The sequence below is a fragment of the Bacillus sp. COPE52 genome (assembly GCF_003355115.1).
Lineage (GTDB): Bacteria > Bacillota > Bacilli > Bacillales > Bacillaceae_G > Bacillus_A > Bacillus_A toyonensis.
The window spans coordinates 2,362,362-2,381,025 of sequence record NZ_CP031292.1; the positions used below are offsets into that span (position 1 = coordinate 2,362,362).

The following is an 18,664-nucleotide window of genomic DNA, read 5'->3' on the forward strand; positions in this document are numbered from 1 at the left end:
AGTTTGAAAAAGAAAGAATTTTATCCATGCATGTGGCAACTATGGGTAAATCATAGAGTGAATGGATAAAAAAATGCATTACTAGATACTTTATACGTGTACGCGATGGAACAATAAAATTCACATTTCCGAGAGGGGAATTATAATGATAAAACTTGTACTTATTCGTCACGGACAAAGTTTATGGAACCTTGAAAATCGCTTTACTGGATGGACGGATGTAGATCTATCAGAGAATGGATTAAGTGAAGCAAGAGAAGCAGGAGCAATATTAAAGGAAAACGGTTATACTTTCGATGTTGCTTACACATCGGTATTAAAACGAGCAATCCGGACTGTATGGATTGTTCTGCATGAAATGGATCTTACTTGGGTGCCTATACATAAATCATGGAAACTAAATGAAAGGCATTATGGAGCGCTACAAGGATTGAATAAAGAAGAAACTGCAAAAAAATACGGTGAAGAACAAGTTCATATTTGGAGAAGAAGTGTCAATGTAAGACCACCGGCTCTTACTGAAGAAGATCCTAGATATGAAGCGAACGATCCGAGATATAAAACGCTCAAAAAAGGTGAATTTCCATTGACGGAATGTTTAGAGGATACGGAGAAGAGAGTGCTGGAGTATTGGCATTCAGAAATTGCATCATCATTAAAAAGTGGTGAGAAAGTAATTATTTCATCACATGGTAATACAATTCGATCGCTAGTGAAATACTTAGACAACCTTTCAAATGATGGTGTGGTTTCATTAAATATTCCAACTAGCATTCCGCTCGTTTATGAATTAGACGAAAATTTACGTCCGATTCGCCATTATTACTTAAGTATGGATGGAGAAGTACCTGAAGGGGAAATTCCGAAACATATTTCTTTTTAACATGAAAATTTGAAATGCATGCTTGTCTACATATACAATGTAGACTCATGATAAAAGACGTGGCCTCCTTCTAATGTATATGCGATGTAGCTAAATTTAGAAGCTTGTCCACGTCTTTTGTCATAAAGAGAACTACTTGCGCATGTAATGATATCGTGAGTAGTTTTTGAATGGAGGGTGATGTAATTGACGATCTCTAACATTCGAATTGGCTTATTTATTTTAGCAATCGTTTTTGTAGTTCTTGTTTTCTTTTATTGGAGAAATGAAGAGTTATATGAAGAGAAAAAGCAGCGAATTCGAAAAACTTGGTATGGATTATTCATAACATCAGTCACAGTTTATTTCATGATTAAAGGAATCGATTTAACCCTCTGGAAAAACTTATTAATGTTCACTGCGATGGTCATTTTTGTTGATATTTCATTTATTTTAACACCTAATATTTCCGAAATATGGGGAGCGAAATTTAGCGATATCGGTAAAACTGTTCAATCCATAAAGCGGTCATTAATCGCTTCAAAAGCAAGAGGAGAAATATATACGAACATTATCCAAAATATTAATCCAGCAGCATTTGGGACGATGGAATGGCATACGGAAGAGGAATATACAAAAAGCTTAAACGCATTTTTAGATTCATACGGGGAAAAAATTGGAGCGAAAATTGTTGTATTTGAAGCAGCGAATGAATTAAATACGGGCTTTCGTGGTATTCGTTCTCAATTTAGTATTACAATACCTATAGAGCATATAGAGCAATTGAATGAACAAAAAGCAGTGCAAGTAGAAAACGTGGGAATTATACCAGCAAAAATAATGAATGATGTTTTTATCGTGATTGATGGGAAGAAGAATAGCCTGCAGGATCGAGATTTTGAAAATGTATATAATTTAACAATACATCATAGTTATTTTAGTAAGTAGGACAGAATTGTTTTTCTGTCCTTTTCTTCTATACATAAATTCAAAACAAAATTCGACAAAGTTGAATAAAATGGGACAATCATTCCTACACTAGCACGTAGAGGTGATTGTAGTGATAAAAGATTATGACAATGATTTTTTCAAAGAAGAAAATGAAGATACAACAGATTTCTCTTTAATCAAAGGAGATACGTTGCAGCAAGTAGAAAAGTTAGAAGAAGAATTAAAAAGAAAATGATTCGTGTACACTCTGTCTTTATTTGCTATATAATATAAATAGAAGATTGTATCTTTTTGAAAAGGGGGAGAAGAGATGGCTGAAATAAATGTACAAAAGTATTCGTTTTTTAAAGAAAAAAAAGAAGAATCAAATACAGATTTCTCTCTTGTGAAAGGTGCATTAACGGAAAATATAAATCGGTTAGAAAAACTTATGAATAATAGCAGTTCAAAATATATACGAGTACAAAAAACAAAAGAAAATGCATAGAGCATTTTCTTTTGTTTTTTGTTCCGTTATTTACGGATTAGTTTCAAGTTAGTTAACATTTAATTTTTCTTTTACTTTTCCAGGTAAATCTACTTTTTCGATAGCGCCTTCACCTTTTATCTGTACGTAATATACACCCTTACCAATTCTATTTAGTGATGCTCTCTCACATCCAATAGTAATGCTTGAAAATAATAAACATAGTGTCATAACAGCAAAAAGCTTTTTCATATTATTTATCTCCTTCAATTTGTTTCTTTAAAAAGTATACAATTATTGTTAAATTAGAAAAATCGATATAGATTACAACATTCTAATAATGATGTAAGAGTATAAGGTATAGAGCGCAGAAGGATTAAATTGAACTGCTCATAATAAATTTTTAATATGTTTAAAGAAAGGTAAAATAATGAATCATGGTATAATGATAAAAGACTTACATACTATTTTTTCATTTTGAGAGGAGCTTGAAAAATGTATTCTACTTTAGAAAAATTAACAAAGCACCCTGTATTTTATCATTTTGCAGAAATTTCAAAGATTCCTAGAGGATCAGGTAATGAAAAGGAAATTAGTGATTATTTAGTGGGCTTTGCAAAAGAGCGTAACTTAGAAGTGATTCAAGATGAAGCATTAAATGTCATTATTAAAAAAGACGCAACTGCTGGCTATGAGAGTGTACCAGCTATTATCATTCAAGGTCACATGGATATGGTTTGTGAAAAAAATCAAGCAACAGTACATGATTTTGAAAAAGATCCAATTGAGTTACGAATTATTGGAGACATGCTATATGCGAATCAAACAACTTTAGGTGCTGATAACGGTATTGCTGTTGCATATGCATTAGCTTTATTAGATTCAAAAGATATTCCGCATCCAGCACTTGAAGTAGTAATCACTACTGAAGAAGAAACGACAATGGGCGGAGCTTTTGCTGTTGATGCAGACCACTTTGACGGAAAGATTTTTATAAATATTGATTCTGAAGAAGATCATAAATTACTTGTAAGTAGCGCAGGTGGTGCGAAAGCAGTTGAAACAATTCCAGTAATTTGGGATGAGGCACCAGTTGATATGGATACATACCGTCTATATGTTGGTGGACTTAAGGGCGGACATTCTGGTATGGAAATTGATAAACAACGTGGGAATGCGAACAAAGTACTAGGACGAGTTTTACGTGATTTATCAATAAATATTCAATTTGATATAAGTGAGGCTCATGGCGGATTAAAAACGAATGCAATTCCACGTGAAAGTATAGCTACAATTTTATTACGTCAAGAAGATGTAGAGAAAGTTGAAGAAAAGTTAAAATCATGGACACGAGTATTACAAGAAGAAATGCGTGCTGTTGATCCAGATGTTCATGTTACACTTACAAAATTAGATGAGAAAGTAGAAAAAGTATTTGCTAAAGAAACACAAAAACAGCTTATTTCATCATTATTCTTAATTCCAAATGGCATTCAAAGTATGAGCATGGATATTAAAGGACTTGTAGAAAGTTCAACAAATTTAGGAGTTATTGAAACGCTGCAAGATGAAATTAAATTGCGAAACGAAGTAAGAAGTTCTGTAAGTAGTTTAAAACGACATATTGCCGATGAAATTAAATATATTGCTGAATTAGTTGGAGCAACATTTGAATTAGAGTCAGAATATCCGGAGTGGCCATACAATCCAAACTCACAAATTCGTAATTTGTTTGAAAAAGTACATCAAGAAAAATACAATAAAAATGTTGAAATCTTTGCTGTACATGCAGGGATTGAATGCAGTGTATTCGTTCAAAAGATGCCTGAATTAGATGCAATTTCATTCGGGCCAGATATATTCAACGTTCACACTCCAGATGAGCATATTAGTATTTCTTCTGTTGTGAACAACTGGGGATTCTTCGTTGATGTAATGCAGGGAACGAAAGAATTAGCTAAGTAATAACGATAAAATGAAAAGTAGCCTATAAAAATTTATAGGCTACTTTTTTGTATTGGAATTTATCCCGATATTTGCCGGGCAGTAAGACCCCCACCTCAACATTCAGCGAGAGGAAAGAAGTTAGGTGGGGGTCGGGCTACCTGTAAAAGCCCGATTGGTTTAACTAATAATCAGTGGGGGATGAACAAAACCCCCACTGATTAAAGTTTCACTTTATGAGAAGTCTTTTTTCGTTAATATGTAATATTAAGCTTGAACAATTAATAAGGATGAATTGTTGATGTTTTTTAGTACTTATGAAGGGGTGAAGAAATGAAGGGAAGAAAGCAATGTATTGTTTGTATATTTTTATTGTTCTTCACAATTAGTTTCACTGGTGTTCACAAAGTAATAGCAGAAGAAGTTGAATTTTCAGGAACAACTGCTCCATTGAATGTAAATGTTAGAGAAGAAAAAAGTTTGAATGCAAATATTATAGATGTGATTCCCGGAAATACAAAAGTATCTTTTAAAGGATGGGAGTATGGTGAAGCGGTTAAAGATTATTGGACAGGAAATTTAGATAATCGTTGGTTTTATTATTTTAAAGATGGGAAAAAAGTATATGTAACGTCAGCTTATATTAATGGAAATCCTCCAAATACATCAACAGATCGTAAATTATCTGTTCCTAACATATTACAAGAAAGATCAAATTGGTGTTGGGCGGGCACTTCGGTTTCAGTTTTAAATTATTTTGGGAAAACTCCTTCACAAGACCAGTATGTTAGATATGTCAAAGGTGGATCATATAATAATCCTGCAACTTCACGTGAAATACAATATGGATTATCGGGATATGGTGTTAGCTCAGCTATAAGTTCTGGAGCAAAATCGTATGATTGGTTCAAAAATCAAATTAATAGTAATCAACCGATGATTGCACTTATTATGTGGCAAAATGGAGCTAACATCGGACACTTTCTAGTACTTGATGGATTCTATAAAGGTACAAATGGAACAGACTATATAACTTACATGGACCCTTGGTATGGTGATCATTATAATCATAATTTCAGTACGTTCCATAACAATAATAATTTTTGGTGGAATGAAACTGTTTATAATATCCGTGCAAACTAATAATATTAAAAGTGTGGGGGTTCATGAATGGGAAAACTACTTAAGCTTGTGATACCATGCATTTGTTTAATGACTGTTATTATTTTCGCTAGTAAAATTAGTTATGCATCAAAAAATAAAAGTGAACCAGTACAATCGATCGCATTAAAAGATTATCAATATAGTAAGAGTAGTTCTTCTGAAAATGTAAGTTTTGAAAAAATAACAACCTCTTCATTTTCGATACCAATCTATGAAACAATTCCAGCACAGCAAATTTTAAATAGCTCTGAATTTAAGCATATACTATTACCAACAAATGAAAAGCTGTGGTTTATTATGAAGGGTGAGCAGCCAGAAGGACTAATAGTTGCGAATGATGCTGAACCGATTCGAATGGGTGGAGAAAATAGAAGTAAAGATTTATATGAGTTATATAAAGCAATAACAAATAATACAAATGAAACAAAAAATCTTAGTTATTTTGAATTTGAAGGGCAAGGAATATTGATAGTAAATCAAAATAATGACCAAGAAATATACCTTAGTAAGGGGGCTGCTGCTATATTAAAACTTCCCGCTGGTCAAAAAATAGTAAGCAGTGAAGTAATACAGAAAATGAAAGAGAGAATCGTAACTGCTTTTGAATAGTTAATTATAAACTGAATAAATAAATACGTATGTAATATAAAATTTCATGTACTGTATTAGTTTTAGAAATGAATACATTCATAAAAAATACAGTAGAAAGAATAGAAAAGATAATAAGTGAAAAAAGCGCGAGATGTTATAGGGGTCAATGGTGATTATAGTAGGAATTGTTGATTCTTATTTGTTATTTATATGAGGTTGAACATGGAACAGGCAAAAGGCAAAAGGATTGATGTTAGAGGTATAAACATAATAGTGCATATAAAAAGGTTAGAGAAGCTAATTCTCCAACCTTTTTATATGCATTCCAAAGTTTTTATAAATGGTGGAGTTACACATGCTCATCAAGTTAACATTTCATACCACCCCCGGAGTGGATGTTTTGCATTTTGTACAGAAAGATATTGTTCGATTTAAATCGTGCTTCATACGTAATAATTTAATTAAAAAAGCTTGACCTTAACACTATGTAAAGGTTTACAGTTGAACAGAAAAGGAGGTTAAGAAATGCAAAAAATAACGAAATTGTGTATGAGTGCTGTACTAACCACATCTATTATTAGTGGTTATGCTCAAATTAAGGGAATTGAGAAAGTCCAGGCGAAGGAAATTGAAAAACCGCAGAGAGAAGATAGGAAGAAAGTAGAGGCGCAAAAAATAGTAGGAAAGTATACAATGCCAGATGAAAAAAGCAAACATGAAGGAACATGGCTACAATGGCCTCATGAACTTACATACGGGTCAAAATATCAGCAAGAAGTAGAACCGATTTGGATTCAAATGACAGAATCTTTAAGCAAAGGCGAAAAAGTTCATATTGTTGCATATGATCAAGAAGAGAAAGAAAGAATTATTGAAGTTCTAACGGATCAAGGGGTAAATATGGAGAAAATTGATTTCTTTATCGCACCTACTGACGATGTATGGGCTAGAGATACTGGTCCAATTTTTGTTTACGATAATGACAAAAATGTAAAGATATTAGATCCAGGCTTTAACGGATGGGGAAAGAAAACGCCATATAAGAAAGATGCTCGTCTTCGTGAGAATCTTAGCAATCAGTTAGGCATTGAAAGAATAAATTGGAATAAATTTGTTCTTGAAGGTGGCGCATTTGAATTGGATGGTAATGGAACTGTTTTATTAACTAGAAGTGCTGTGACGAATAAAAATAGGAACGCTAAATTGTCAGAAAAGGATATTGAAAAATATTTTAGTGAACTTGGGGTAACAAATTTTATTTGGTTAGATGGAGCACCTAACTTAGATATTACTGATTTTCATATTGATGGATTTGCCAAATTCCACGATAAATCTACTATTATAACGTTAAAAGAAAAAGATTTGGCTGAATGGGGAGCGTCTGGCAAAGATATTAACAAGTTGCTGCAGGCAAAAGATGCTACAGGTAATAAGTACAAGTATGTATATCTACCGCTAAGTAAGAATAATGTTACATTAAAAAATGGGAAGAAGCTTGATTATAAAGGTTCCTATATTAATTATTATATAGCGAATGAAGTCATCTTAGTTCCAAACTATAATGATCCTAATGATAAAATAGCAAATGAGATGATTCAAAAACTTTATCCTGATCGTAAAGTGTTGGGGATAGATGTAAGAGAGCTGTATAAAAATGGTGGTATGATTCATTGTATTACTCAACAACAACCAATTAATTTAAAATAATATATTTATAATTCTTTGGGAAGTTGTCTATTTCTTATGAGAATCTGTTTATCCATAGGATAGGTAAAGACGTGATAGCATTTTTACCTATTTTATTGTATTTTTTTATGAGTTTAGTATAACTTTCCTATAAACTGAAGAAACCTACCCTTTTTGAAAAAATCTTAATCAAAATGGATAGGTTTTTTAAATGAAAAGCTATACTTGCACTTGCTGTTGCGGAAGAAACATTGTTTAAAGGTATGTTTTCACCTTTTAAAAGTTTCTAGTAAAATCATTCTTACTAAAATATCTATAAGAATAAGATTTATATGTTTTTTTAACAATCCATACATGCCCATCAACTTCAGAATGCAGAATTACCATAAATAATAAAAGTTCAGCGGTTTTTCTGTTTATATTTGTAACTTAAACGAATTATACTTGGCCAATTATTGTGCAATCTTTTCAAATAAATGACTTTCTTTATTTGAAAATAAGGGTGCATCTATAAACCCAAAATGATAAACTAAAATACCTAATTCCACTCTAGAATGAATACGCCATTTTTCTTTAATATGATTAATTATCGTTGAAATTCTTCTAGGGCTAATATATATCTTTTTGGAAATTTCTGCATCTGTTAATCCTTTTGCTACATAAATAGCCACTTCTAACTCTCTTTCGGTTAACATTCTTTTCATAAAATAAGCTCCTTCGAAATTATTCATATAAAAATCAAAAGAAACTATTATTTGAAATAAAGTTGAAAAATCATATCCAATACTCTTTATTCCCTTTAATTGTAATAATTTCTCTCATTTTAATACAAGTTTGTAAAAGAAACTATAAATCAATATAATTAGTAATTGTAACTATATTAATTTTACATCACATTAAAAGTTGGAAAATATTCTTATACTCATAAATTGTTACATTTGAGGGGGAGAAATGGAATTCTATAATCTCGGTATTATTATTAAAGAACTTAGAAAGAAAAAAAATATATCACAATCTGAACTATGTCGGGGAATATGTTCACAAAGTCAGATTAGTAAGATAGAAAAAGGTATTATTTATCCATCTAGCATATTGTTGTATCAATTATCTGAAAGACTTGGTGTTGATCCGAATTATATATTTGCGCTAACTCAAAATAAAAAATTAAAATATGTAGAAAACGTAAAATATGTAATAAGAGATTGCATAAAACAAAAACAATATGAAGAACTTTATGAAATAGTGAAAAAAGAGAAAAACGAAAATAATTTCGAGTCAAAAGAAAATAAACAATTTCTACTATGGCATGAAGCAATTGCTATATTTATGGTGAATAGATCAACAAAAACTGCTTTAAATCTTTTAAATCATGCATTAAAACTAACTGTAACCAATGCTGATTTTTTATCAGAAAGAGAAATAGATATTATGCACACAATGGCAGTAATCTATGCGGAAAATGGAGAATATGAAAAAAGTATAGGCATATTAAAGAAATGTTTAAGTAATTTTAATAAGATAGAATTTCCTAGAAATAAAGAAATTAAATTAAGAATTATTTATAACTTAACAAAATGTTTACATCTTACATATGAACATGTAGAAGCAATAAAGTACAGTGATATAGGTATTAAATTAGCCATTAATATAAATAGTTTATACTTATTAGGGGAACTAAATTTCGAAAAAGGTTCAAATTTATTAGAACTTCAGCAATCTAGTGAAGATGGTTTTAACTATATTAATAAGGCTTTATTTATTTTTGAACTAACAGAAAGAAAACAATATATTAAGATAATCAAGGATAAATATTTTAAAAACCAGAAATAAACAAGAGAAAGCTTTAATATGAGCTATTCCTTATTGGAATTTCCTGTTAAAATAAGTGCTGTAATACGAACTATTCCTTATTGCTGTTTATTGCTAAAATAAGTCCTGTAATAGTAGATAAAAATAAAGGGTGACATTTTATGAAATCAAGAGGGAGTACTCGTAAAGCAGATAGTATGGGGCGTATTGTTATTCCAATGGAAATAAGACGGAGTTTAGGAATTGTAGAAAAAGATGCGCTAGAAATGTTTGTGGAAGATGATCAGATTATTTTGCGGAAATATCAATCTTCACAAGCTTGTGCAATTACAGGTGATATTTCAGATAAGAATATTTCGTTAGCGAATGGGAAGATTATTATAAGTCCAGAGGGAACAGAACTGTTAATAAAGAAGTTACAGCAATATCTTTTAAAATAAAAGATAAGTAAGAACTTTAAAATAAAATATACTTGTAAAGAAGGTCCTCTATCATTCAGGGGACTTTTTTTATTGCAAAGACAGGTTGTTTAATTGTTATAAATAAAATAGAGGGGAATAGCTGGTCCAATGAAATGCGAATTATCCTAAAAGTAGTCTGACTATTTTTTATAAAAAATCCTAACTATTTACATTTTTTGGTTTCGTGTTATATTTTTACTGTTAGTATGAAGAAAATTCTGATTTCGATTTTCGGAAAGTTTTAGAAAATGAATTAGATTTTTAAATTAAATATGCTAATTCAAGGGGAATTCGTTGGAGAAATGTAACTAAGAGGAAATCTCGTATCATTCACGTTTAGTATCTGTAAATTGGTGGTTCTAATAGTTCTGACGAAAAGCAAAGGAGCAAAAAAGAAGTGGGTAGTTCATTTAACAGGAGATATGGTGTAGAAAAATAAAATAACGGAGGTTTTATAATGAATAAAGGAATACTGCAGATTACGGAAATTGAAGAAATTACTATTCCTAATGTATTAAAGGATAAAATCAAGAATCTGATAGACAATGAATTAAAAACTCATAATCCTTATACTTGTGATCAAGAAATAGCTGCAAGCTTTTCAAAAGAGTGGCTCATTTTTTTGGTTGACTATTTAAAGAAAACTCCGAATTCAGATGTAAAAAAACTACTTCATATGATAAAAGAAGCGAATTGTGGTGGAAACGTACCGCCTATCCTTATTAAAAATATTCCGTGTGATCCTATGGAAACCCTATTACCTGGAGAAAATCGCAAAGGCTTTAATTATGGTGAAAACGAACACGATAGAATGAAAAAATATTTTTATGCTGAATGGGTCACATGGCTTTTTGCCACACTTTTTAATTATGATGCTTTGATTCATCCGTCCGAACATGCAGGGAAAAATAGATTTCATCTCATTTCTCCTTTAAACAATGATGAAGTTTTGCGAAATGTCGGTGCAAGCACTGGTGGCGGAAACTTTTATCAACATAACGATGCGACAGTGTATACAGATATGAAAGATCAATTACATATTGAAGAAAGATTGAAATCGTTCAATACGAATTTAGACATTGTATCGAATAGACTTAATAAATCCGTCGAACTAATAGTTTCGGAAATTACTTGCGGCAAATTTACAAGGGTTGATGCTCTTTTATTAAAAGGAGTGTTAAATTTAAAAACCAATACTCATATTGGAACACCAAAATTACTTCAAAAGCATCTTGAAGAAAATCACTTCAGTAAAGATGATATATTGGCGATAAGTAAAATGCCTATTGCTCATATCGCAGGAATGGCGGATGGTGAAATATCGGGATTCGTAGGGGAAATAAACCAAATTATATTTTTGGATGATAATGGTGATATTATTGCAACTTGTTTGAATGGAGCAGAAAATAGATTGATTTATGTGGGAGGAAGTGAAGAAGAAAAGTTAAAATTCGACATGTTTTTGGAACTGTTACGGACAATGCCTACTTATAAAGTCCCGCTTACATCTGAAGATTTATTGATTATGCCAAATTCATACTATGGTAAGCAAACAAATGTAACCCATGGTAGAGAAAGGTTATCGGAGGAAGAATATAAAATTCCGATTGGTGATAATAAGTATGGACGTAGAATTGTTTGCAGGCAATACGTTTCCAGCCGATTACGCGACCAGAAAGAGAGTTACTTTACAGATATCATAAACTAGTTTAAAGAGAGGAGGGAGAATGGGAAGGTTTGGGCTGTAATAGCTCAAACCTTCCCATTTCCTTTATATGGATTTTACTATTGAATTACTCATATTACTATTTTTAGTAGCTATTTTAGCAGGATGGATAGATACAATTGCTGGGGGCGGTGGTATGATAACTATCCCAGTAATGTTATTAGTAGGTATGTCTCCTTCTGTAGCGATAGCAACTAATAAACTACAAGGGAGTAGCGGAACCCTCATGGCAACTGTGATTTTTATTAAGAAGAAAGAAATTAATCTCAAAGAAATGCGTTTGTCCATCTTAATGACCTTTTTTGGATCTATTTTGGGTGGATGGCTTATTTTACAGATACGAGCAGAATATTTAATCATGATATTACCTTTCTTACTTATTATTATTGGTCTTTATTTTCTATTATCTCCAAATATAGCAAACGAAGATCGACCGAGAAAAATAAGTATGTTGTTATTTGCGTTAACAGTGGCTCCATTCCTTGGATTTTATGATGGTTTCTTCGGCCCAGGAACAGGTAGCTTAATTGCTTTAGCTTTCATTCTTTTATGTGGATATAGTGCTACAAGAGCAACTGCAAATGCTAAGATTTTGAATTTTACTAGTAATTTCGCTGCTTTGTTATATTTTATTATTTTTGGCCAAATTGATTGGACAATTGGGCTGATTATGATGCTTGGTCAAATTATAGGGTCATATATTGGGGCAAAGATGGTGCTTACAAAAGGAACGTCATTAATACGACCAATAGTGGTTATTGTTTGCTTTGTCATGGCAATTAAAATTTTTTTACAAAATATGAACTAAATGTAATCAATATATTATTTGTATCAAAGTCAGAGTGTTTTAATGTTCTTCTTGCAGTATTACGCGGTTTAAGATGTGTTCAAAATTAAACAATTTGACTAGTGTAATTTATTGCGTTATGCTTTTTTTAGTATAAAAGAAAGGCTTGAAGATAATGATTCGTCGTTTGAAAAAGTTTAAAAATGTAGCTGTCGTATTAAGCTTCTAAGTAAATTATTAAATCTACCATACTTAGAAGCGAGGAATGTAATTATGAAGCATCCATTATATAATCATTGGTCTGAAACGAAGTATTTAAAAGATATAGTAACAAATCCACTTATTGAAGTAGGAGAGTACTCCTATTATTCAGGATATTATGGCGATCAAAATTTTGAAGATGGTTGCGTTAGATATTTATGGGGCGATGCTAAGTCTCGAGTACTTTTCAATCCAATTGAACAGATGGGTTGGCAACTTGATAAACTCATTATTGGAAATTATGTTTGTATTGCAAGTGGAGTTGTCATTTTAATGGGTGGGAATCATAATCATCACCCTGAATGGATTACAGTTTATCCATTCATTGAGCAAATAGAACAATCATATGAACCGAAGGGTGATACAGTCATTAAAAGCGATGCCTGGATTGGTATGAATGCTATTATAATGCCTGGCGTTACTATTGGTGAAGGTGCAATTATTGCAGCTGGATCTGTCGTATGTAAAGATGTTCCACCTTATACAATAGTAGGTGGAAATCCTGCTAAGGAAATAAAGAAACGGTTCACTGATACAGAAATTAATATGCTAATGGAAATGCGTTGGTTTGATTGGGATAGAGAATTGACTGAGAAGGCAATTCCTCTTTTATCTAGTCCAGCCATTGAACCATTGTTTGCTTTTTATAAAAATGAAGTGAAAAATAAATAAATCAGCTAGAAAAACTACATTCAATATAGGATGTAGTTTTTTTCTTATTTAGTATGAGTCTAGCAAATAGCTGCATTGAATAAGTAAAAACCATGATAGCTAATAAACGAATGCTAAGCTACCAGTGTGTCTCGATATTTAATCGGAACACACTGTTTTTTTGTAAACATGGAACAAATGTATTACTTACACTGTCTATTAAGTGTAATCCTAAAAAATATGAAAGTACGGATCATTTTGAAAAATACGAAGGTATTAAAAAGAGGGATGTGTGTGGGAATACGAAGTGTCATTGTCCTAAAAGGGTTTGATGAGATGGTCTAAATGAAAGTTATCCTAACGTCTTATATGTATATAGAATTTGATAACACTGTCTATTTTTTGAGGATTATGTTAGAAGAACGTTTTTTGAGTACAAAGATATTGGAGGTAACAGAAGTGAAAGGTATGTTTTGCAAGAGATTTATTGCAATAGTAACAGTGATTACACTATTTTGTAGCATTGTTGTTACATTTGGAAGAGCAGCAGCGGAAACAGTTTCTGCTATAGACGTTGAAGCGGGATCAGCAATTTTAATAGAAGAAAATTCCGGGAAAATTTTATATGAAAAAAATGCAGATGAATCATTGGCAATTGCTAGTATGACAAAAATGATGAGTGAATACTTAGTTCATGAAGCGATGGATAAAGGAAAACTTAAATGGGATCAAAAAGTTAAAATCTCTGAATATGCACATAAGATTTCGCAAGATCGCTCATTATCAAACGTTCCATTAGAAAATGGTGGCTCTTATACGGTTAAAGAGTTATATGAGGCAATGGCAATTTACTCTGCAAACGGTGCAACAATTGCTTTAGTTGAAGAGATTGCTGGTAAAGAAGTCAATTTTGTAAAAATGATGAACGATAAGTCGAAAGCGTTTGGAATGAAACATTATAAATTTGTAAACGCTACAGGCTTAACAAACCAAGATTTAAAAGGATATCACCCAGAAGGGACAACTCTAGACGAGAAAAATAAAATGTCTGCAAGGGATTGTGCAATCTTAGCGCAACGTCTTATTCAAGATTTTCCTAAAATATTAGATACTGCAAAAATTCCTAAAAAAACATTCCAAGAGGGTGGTAAATATCCAATTGATATGGCGAATTTTAACTGGATGTTAAAAGGCTTAATTAAGCAATACGAAGGTGTAGATGGTTTGAAAACGGGAACTACTCCAGAAGCGGGAGATTGTTTCACTGGTACAGTAGAAAGAAACGGTATGCGCCTAATCTCTGTAGTGATAAAAGCAAACTCTCATACGGCACGTTTTGATGAAACAAAGAAATTATACGATTATGGATTTGCGAATTTTGAAGTGAAGAAAGTCTATGGGAAAGATGCAGTAGTAAAAGGGCATGAAACAGTGCGAGTAGCAAATGCAAAAGACAAAGATGTAGTTGTTCAAACGAAGCAAGCTGTTTCACTTCCAATGCCAAAAGGCAACAAAGACATTTATAAAAAAGAATTTAAAGTACCGAATACGGAACAAGAAGCGCCTATTAAAAAAGGTGTAACAATTAGTAAAATGATTATCTCGCCTAAAGATAATACAGATCCTGGGTTCTTATCAGGTAATTCATTACAAATAGACCTTGTAACAAAATCTGATGTCGAACAAGCAAATTGGTTTACACGTTTTATGCGCCAAATCGGATCTTTCTTTAGCGGTATGTGGGATAGTGTGGTTGGTATAGTAAAAAGCTAACTTTATAGGATAAAACTACATATTAATCTGAAACAAAAAGTTTCAAAGTATTATAGATTTTTATGTGGATAGCTTGGAATGGAAGATTGCATTAATTCTCAAATTGGGTTCTTCGAAACTTTTCGTATTGCTACCAAGGTAAATTAAATTTGTATCTATATAACCAAAAAACGCTATTCTTTTTGTAGAAAAATACAGAAAGGATGGCGTTTATTATGAATATTTCGATTCAAAGGATTTTGGTACAGGATTCGTTTAATAAAGTTACATGATGAAAAAACATTTATTATTCCATCATGTGACAATAAAAAATATTTGGTAACTTATTTCTGTTATTAAGTTTTATAAAAATTTAATAAAATCTTTTCTTTGTATTAAATATTTTGTTTTAAATTATGTATATAAAGAAATGGAGGTCAAATTAACTTTATACTGCTTATATTAGGAATTTAAAGAAACAATATGTACAATTCTCCCACTACATTCGTATAGTGGCCTTTATGAACAGCAAAATTTATTATTTACAAGGAGAACATTTTATGAGTAAGAGAATAAAAGAATTAGATTCGATACGAGGGTTAGCGGCACTTACTGTGGTATTTGGACATTTTTGTTTAATGCTACCATCGTTGCCTAATTCTATTAAATTTTCCCCGCTTAGGTTTTTATGGGCGGGTGGGGAAGCTGTTATCGTTTTTTATGTACTAAGTGGTTTTGTGTTATCTATGGCACTTTATCATTCAAAAACAAATTATTGGGGATATTTAATTAAGAGATTTGTAAGAATCTATATCCCTTATTATTTTTGGATAATCGTTACCTTTGCTTTATTTATTTTATTTTCGCCGTATGAAGTGGTAGGGCTACGGGATTGGTTCTATGATAGATGGCAAGGGTCTATAACAAAATTAGATATTCTAAACCACTTTGTGCTTCTTAATAACTTTTTTACGGAAAATTATAATCCAGTTATTTGGTCATTGGCTCAAGAAATGCGTATATCTATTGTATTTCCTTTGTTATTCCTTCTGTTCTATAAACTGAATTGGAAGAAATCGATACTATTTGCTTTGAGCTTTTCTTTAATTAGTGTTTTTCTTAATATGTTGCATATTGGGAAAGCTGAAGGATTTTATAATGGTTATGCTGACACACTGCATTTTACATCTATGTTTATGGTTGGAATGTTACTTTTTAAGTATCAGGAAAAACTTATCTACTCATATAGGAATATGAAAAAATTTAAAAAAGGATTTCTTATTGCATTAGGGATTATTCTATATTTATATTCCATTTTAATTTATGGTCTTTCCCGTAATGATACTACTTTCTTATTAAAAGATTGGGGTGTCGTAATGGGGGTTAGTATATTTATTATAATGGCTATGAGTAACCTAAAAGTAAAAGCATTTTTAAATAAGAGTGTATTTGTATATTTAGGAGAAATTTCATACAGTATCTATTTGTGTCATTTTCCAATCATGATGGTACTATTTAAACTTTTGTATACAAAGATACCTATCTTTTTCCTTCTTACTTTGTGCATTGCAATGACACTACTTTTTTCTATAGTTTCGTATTATTTAATCGAAAAGAAATGTATCAACTGGGCAAAACAAAGAACAACAAATTTTTTGAAAAAAATATAATTCCTGGAGAGATTTTATTTCTTTAGTAAATATATGAATATGACCGATTCCTAAGTATACTTAGGAATCGGTCATATTTGGATTCTAAATGTAAATATAGTAAAGTGGAATATAATTGAAATTGAAAACCACTTAGAAATAACAATTACGGTGTGAGCTATTGTATAGTATAGATATGGTTAATAATAAAGGGGGAATACATATGTGGAAGCGATTTGTAGCAATTGGTGATAGTTTTACAGAGGGGATAGGGGATGAAGTTGAGGGAATTGCATTAAAAAGCTGGGTAGATCATTTTGTTCAACTATGTGTAAACGATATAGAATATGCTAATTTTGCAAAGCGTGGGTTAGTAACTAAAGAAATTCGCTCACAGCAATTGGAAAAGGCATTAACTTTTAATCCAGAGTTGGTTAGTCTCATTGCAGGTGCAAATGATGTTCTAAAAGGACGTTGGAATCATGATGCATATAAGAACGATATGGAATTTATGATAGATACATTAAGTAAAACAGGTGCTGATATTATGATAGCAAACCTTCCAGATTTTACTGTTAGGCTTCCATTTCCTTCTGAAAAAAAACAAGTAATAAAAGAACAATTATTAGAGGCAAATGAAGTTATACTTTCACTGAGTAGAGAGTATAAGCTTCATCATGTTGACTTTTGGAATCATCATTTAGTTAATGACAATACGCTTTGGTCTACGGATTTCATTCATCCAAACTCAAAAGGATATGTAAAAGTTGCTGAATTGATTTTTAGTAGTTTGCCTGTACAGAAGACAAAATAATAGTTTGCAATTTAACGAATATAATATTAATTGTATGAAGCTATGTTTTTTAGTAAATGGAAAGAACTAAAAATTTAGCAAACAAAGCGTATCTACGATATATTTCTACAGTAGTGCACAAATGCAGAATCACAAAGAAAGATCACTTATCGAAATAGGTGGTCTTTAAACGTTTTTATAACTAAATTAAAATATATACTGTATTACTAACAATTTCGTACTACATAAAGATTAAGTTCTCTTATAGAAAAACTGATTTTATATTATCTTAAAATATAATAACATGTTCAAATCATATTTTGGGTATGTATCCTAATTGTGAATAATGTGTAATTTTTTGAATTATAAATGTCCAATAAATAAAATAGATAGTAGGTACAGAAGTATTAATGCTATATTATTCAATTCTTGTTATGAGTACATTAGTGAAGAGAAGTTATTGCAATGGGAGGTACACCATCTGGGGTACTTCAATCAGAAGAATTAATGGAGATTTTTCTCCCTATTTTAAGAGCAGATTTTAAGATTGTCGAGACATATATTCATGATAATAATATACAACCATGTGATATTGATTTTCTTATATTTAATGGGAAAAATGATGAATTTACTACATACGATCAAGTAATAAAATGGAAGCAATATACAAGTAAAACGTGTACTTTTCATTCTTTTGAAGGTAGTCATTTTTTTAAAAATGAAAATATTGAAGAAATAGCAAAGAGTATTATAGGAAAGTTAGATTCTAAAAGATTATTAACTAGTTTTTAGAGGTTTTCTAAGTATACTCATGGCTAAGAAACAAAAATATTAAAGAGGAAGAATACAGGCACTGCTGAAATATCTTTGAATAGAGGCAGGGCATTTTAAACTAACTGTTCAAAGGTAGGTATTGATGGAATTTTAAGTAAAATATATGAAGTGACTTTAGTTTAAGTTGACTTTACCTGAAGGTGAGGTTTTCTTTCATCATCAGATAGTCGTTGGATAACTGGTGAGTTAATTGATGCAAGTGGTGGATCTTGCATATAATGTTAATTGTAAGTACTATGTACTTTAAAACCAAAAATTTCTCAATTTAATGTTGAGA

General features: G+C 31.2%; 17 protein-coding genes and 3 pseudogenes. 18 read left to right on the forward strand and 2 right to left on the reverse strand.

Going from position 1 to position 18,664, the window contains the following annotated elements; translation table 11 throughout:
- Positions 1 to 145: 145 nt before the first annotated feature.
- The 4 genes from gpmA to spoIISB all read left to right on the forward strand — a co-directional run bounded on the left by gpmA (position 146) and on the right by spoIISB (position 2,300).
- On the forward strand, positions 146 to 883 hold the full coding sequence (gene gpmA / locus DPQ31_RS11835; RefSeq protein WP_097954107.1) for a 2,3-diphosphoglycerate-dependent phosphoglycerate mutase: 738 nt from the start codon (positions 146 to 148) through the stop codon (positions 881 to 883).
- 186 nt (positions 884 to 1,069) lie between these two features.
- Positions 1,070 to 1,810: a type II toxin-antitoxin system SpoIISA family toxin gene (locus tag DPQ31_RS11840; protein ID WP_000155915.1), complete on the forward strand. Its 741-nt coding sequence runs from the start codon at positions 1,070 to 1,072 to the stop codon at positions 1,808 to 1,810.
- Between the two features lie 112 nt (positions 1,811 to 1,922).
- A complete protein-coding gene (locus DPQ31_RS11845; RefSeq protein WP_000588713.1) occupies positions 1,923 to 2,048 on the forward strand; it encodes a hypothetical protein in 126 nt (41 codons plus the stop codon).
- Between the two features lie 75 nt (positions 2,049 to 2,123).
- A complete protein-coding gene (gene spoIISB / locus DPQ31_RS11850; protein ID WP_199632403.1) occupies positions 2,124 to 2,300 on the forward strand; it encodes a stage II sporulation protein SB in 177 nt (58 codons plus the stop codon).
- Between the two features lie 87 nt (positions 2,301 to 2,387).
- Here spoIISB and DPQ31_RS11855 read toward each other — a convergent pair.
- Positions 2,388 to 2,531, reverse strand: a pseudogene (locus tag DPQ31_RS11855) (cytoplasmic protein); the annotation flags it as partial.
- A 243-nt stretch (positions 2,532 to 2,774) separates the two neighbouring features.
- Here DPQ31_RS11855 and pepD point away from each other — a divergent pair.
- The 4 genes from pepD (at position 2,775) to DPQ31_RS11875 (ending at position 7,685) form a co-directional block, all read left to right on the forward strand.
- Positions 2,775 to 4,244 (forward strand): beta-Ala-His dipeptidase, encoded by a 1,470-nt coding sequence (gene pepD, locus DPQ31_RS11860; protein ID WP_000287513.1) that lies wholly within the window; start codon positions 2,775 to 2,777, stop codon positions 4,242 to 4,244.
- Between the two features lie 312 nt (positions 4,245 to 4,556).
- Positions 4,557 to 5,366 (forward strand): C39 family peptidase, encoded by an 810-nt coding sequence (locus DPQ31_RS11865; RefSeq protein ID WP_097959726.1) that lies wholly within the window; start codon positions 4,557 to 4,559, stop codon positions 5,364 to 5,366.
- A gap of 27 nt (positions 5,367 to 5,393) precedes the next feature.
- The gene (locus DPQ31_RS11870) at positions 5,394 to 5,996 is read left to right on the forward strand and encodes a hypothetical protein (RefSeq protein ID WP_208731929.1); all 603 of its coding nucleotides are present in this window, start codon (positions 5,394 to 5,396) and stop codon (positions 5,994 to 5,996) included.
- A 507-nt stretch (positions 5,997 to 6,503) separates the two neighbouring features.
- Positions 6,504 to 7,685 (forward strand): agmatine deiminase family protein, encoded by a 1,182-nt coding sequence (locus DPQ31_RS11875; protein ID WP_199632400.1) that lies wholly within the window; start codon positions 6,504 to 6,506, stop codon positions 7,683 to 7,685.
- A gap of 431 nt (positions 7,686 to 8,116) precedes the next feature.
- Here the strand turns inward: DPQ31_RS11875 and DPQ31_RS11880 are convergent, their stop codons facing one another.
- Positions 8,117 to 8,368: a response regulator transcription factor gene (locus DPQ31_RS11880; protein WP_000827556.1), complete on the reverse strand. Its 252-nt coding sequence runs from the start codon at positions 8,366 to 8,368 to the stop codon at positions 8,117 to 8,119.
- A 247-nt stretch (positions 8,369 to 8,615) separates the two neighbouring features.
- On the opposite strand from DPQ31_RS11880, the gene DPQ31_RS11885 reads away from it, so the two are divergent.
- The 10 genes and pseudogenes from DPQ31_RS11885 to DPQ31_RS29670 all read left to right on the forward strand — a co-directional run.
- Positions 8,616 to 9,494 carry a helix-turn-helix domain-containing protein gene (locus DPQ31_RS11885; protein ID WP_000397971.1) on the forward strand — a complete coding sequence of 293 codons (879 nt, stop codon included), beginning with the start codon at positions 8,616 to 8,618 and terminating at the stop codon, positions 9,492 to 9,494.
- 140 nt (positions 9,495 to 9,634) lie between these two features.
- Positions 9,635 to 9,913: an AbrB/MazE/SpoVT family DNA-binding domain-containing protein gene (locus tag DPQ31_RS11890; protein WP_000842218.1), complete on the forward strand. Its 279-nt coding sequence runs from the start codon at positions 9,635 to 9,637 to the stop codon at positions 9,911 to 9,913.
- Positions 9,914 to 10,391: 478 nt separating this feature from the next.
- A complete protein-coding gene (locus DPQ31_RS11895; protein ID WP_208731930.1) occupies positions 10,392 to 11,642 on the forward strand; it encodes a hypothetical protein in 1,251 nt (416 codons plus the stop codon).
- 67 nt (positions 11,643 to 11,709) lie between these two features.
- A complete protein-coding gene (locus DPQ31_RS11900; protein WP_000347979.1) occupies positions 11,710 to 12,468 on the forward strand; it encodes a TSUP family transporter in 759 nt (252 codons plus the stop codon).
- Between the two features lie 252 nt (positions 12,469 to 12,720).
- Positions 12,721 to 13,380 (forward strand): CatB-related O-acetyltransferase, encoded by a 660-nt coding sequence (locus DPQ31_RS11905; protein ID WP_208731931.1) that lies wholly within the window; start codon positions 12,721 to 12,723, stop codon positions 13,378 to 13,380.
- 438 nt (positions 13,381 to 13,818) lie between these two features.
- Complete coding sequence (locus tag DPQ31_RS11910) at positions 13,819 to 15,132, forward strand: D-alanyl-D-alanine carboxypeptidase family protein (protein ID WP_315969888.1); 1,314 nt, start codon at positions 13,819 to 13,821, stop codon at positions 15,130 to 15,132.
- A 500-nt stretch (positions 15,133 to 15,632) separates the two neighbouring features.
- Positions 15,633 to 16,781: an acyltransferase family protein gene (locus DPQ31_RS11915; protein ID WP_208731932.1), complete on the forward strand. Its 1,149-nt coding sequence runs from the start codon at positions 15,633 to 15,635 to the stop codon at positions 16,779 to 16,781.
- 175 nt (positions 16,782 to 16,956) lie between these two features.
- Positions 16,957 to 17,574, forward strand: a complete 618-nt coding sequence (locus DPQ31_RS11920) for an SGNH/GDSL hydrolase family protein (RefSeq protein WP_142307110.1) — start codon at positions 16,957 to 16,959, stop codon at positions 17,572 to 17,574.
- A 429-nt stretch (positions 17,575 to 18,003) separates the two neighbouring features.
- Positions 18,004 to 18,345 (forward strand): annotated as a pseudogene (locus tag DPQ31_RS11925) (thioesterase II family protein); the annotation flags it as partial.
- 186 nt (positions 18,346 to 18,531) lie between these two features.
- Positions 18,532 to 18,606 (forward strand): annotated as a pseudogene (locus tag DPQ31_RS29670) (short-chain dehydrogenase); the annotation flags it as partial.
- Positions 18,607 to 18,664: the final 58 nt, after the last annotated feature.

Bases quoted from the DNA above. Each gene is read 5' to 3' on its own strand.
- gpmA (WP_097954107.1), top strand. From the start codon at position 146: ATGATAAAACTTGTACTTATTCGTCACGGACAAAGTTTATGGAACCTT.
- spoIISB (WP_199632403.1), top strand. From the start codon at position 2,124: ATGGCTGAAATAAATGTACAAAAGTATTCGTTTTTTAAAGAAAAAAAA.
- pepD (WP_000287513.1), top strand. From the start codon at position 2,775: ATGTATTCTACTTTAGAAAAATTAACAAAGCACCCTGTATTTTATCAT.
- DPQ31_RS11865 (WP_097959726.1), top strand. From the start codon at position 4,557: ATGAAGGGAAGAAAGCAATGTATTGTTTGTATATTTTTATTGTTCTTC.
- DPQ31_RS11870 (WP_208731929.1), top strand. From the start codon at position 5,394: ATGGGAAAACTACTTAAGCTTGTGATACCATGCATTTGTTTAATGACT.
- DPQ31_RS11875 (WP_199632400.1), top strand. From the start codon at position 6,504: ATGCAAAAAATAACGAAATTGTGTATGAGTGCTGTACTAACCACATCT.
- DPQ31_RS11880 (WP_000827556.1), bottom strand. From the start codon at position 8,368: ATGAAAAGAATGTTAACCGAAAGAGAGTTAGAAGTGGCTATTTATGTA.
- DPQ31_RS11885 (WP_000397971.1), top strand. From the start codon at position 8,616: ATGGAATTCTATAATCTCGGTATTATTATTAAAGAACTTAGAAAGAAA.
- DPQ31_RS11890 (WP_000842218.1), top strand. From the start codon at position 9,635: ATGAAATCAAGAGGGAGTACTCGTAAAGCAGATAGTATGGGGCGTATT.
- DPQ31_RS11895 (WP_208731930.1), top strand. From the start codon at position 10,392: ATGAATAAAGGAATACTGCAGATTACGGAAATTGAAGAAATTACTATT.
- DPQ31_RS11900 (WP_000347979.1), top strand. From the start codon at position 11,710: ATGGATTTTACTATTGAATTACTCATATTACTATTTTTAGTAGCTATT.
- DPQ31_RS11905 (WP_208731931.1), top strand. From the start codon at position 12,721: ATGAAGCATCCATTATATAATCATTGGTCTGAAACGAAGTATTTAAAA.
- DPQ31_RS11915 (WP_208731932.1), top strand. From the start codon at position 15,633: ATGAACAGCAAAATTTATTATTTACAAGGAGAACATTTTATGAGTAAG.
- DPQ31_RS11920 (WP_142307110.1), top strand. From the start codon at position 16,957: ATGGTTAATAATAAAGGGGGAATACATATGTGGAAGCGATTTGTAGCA.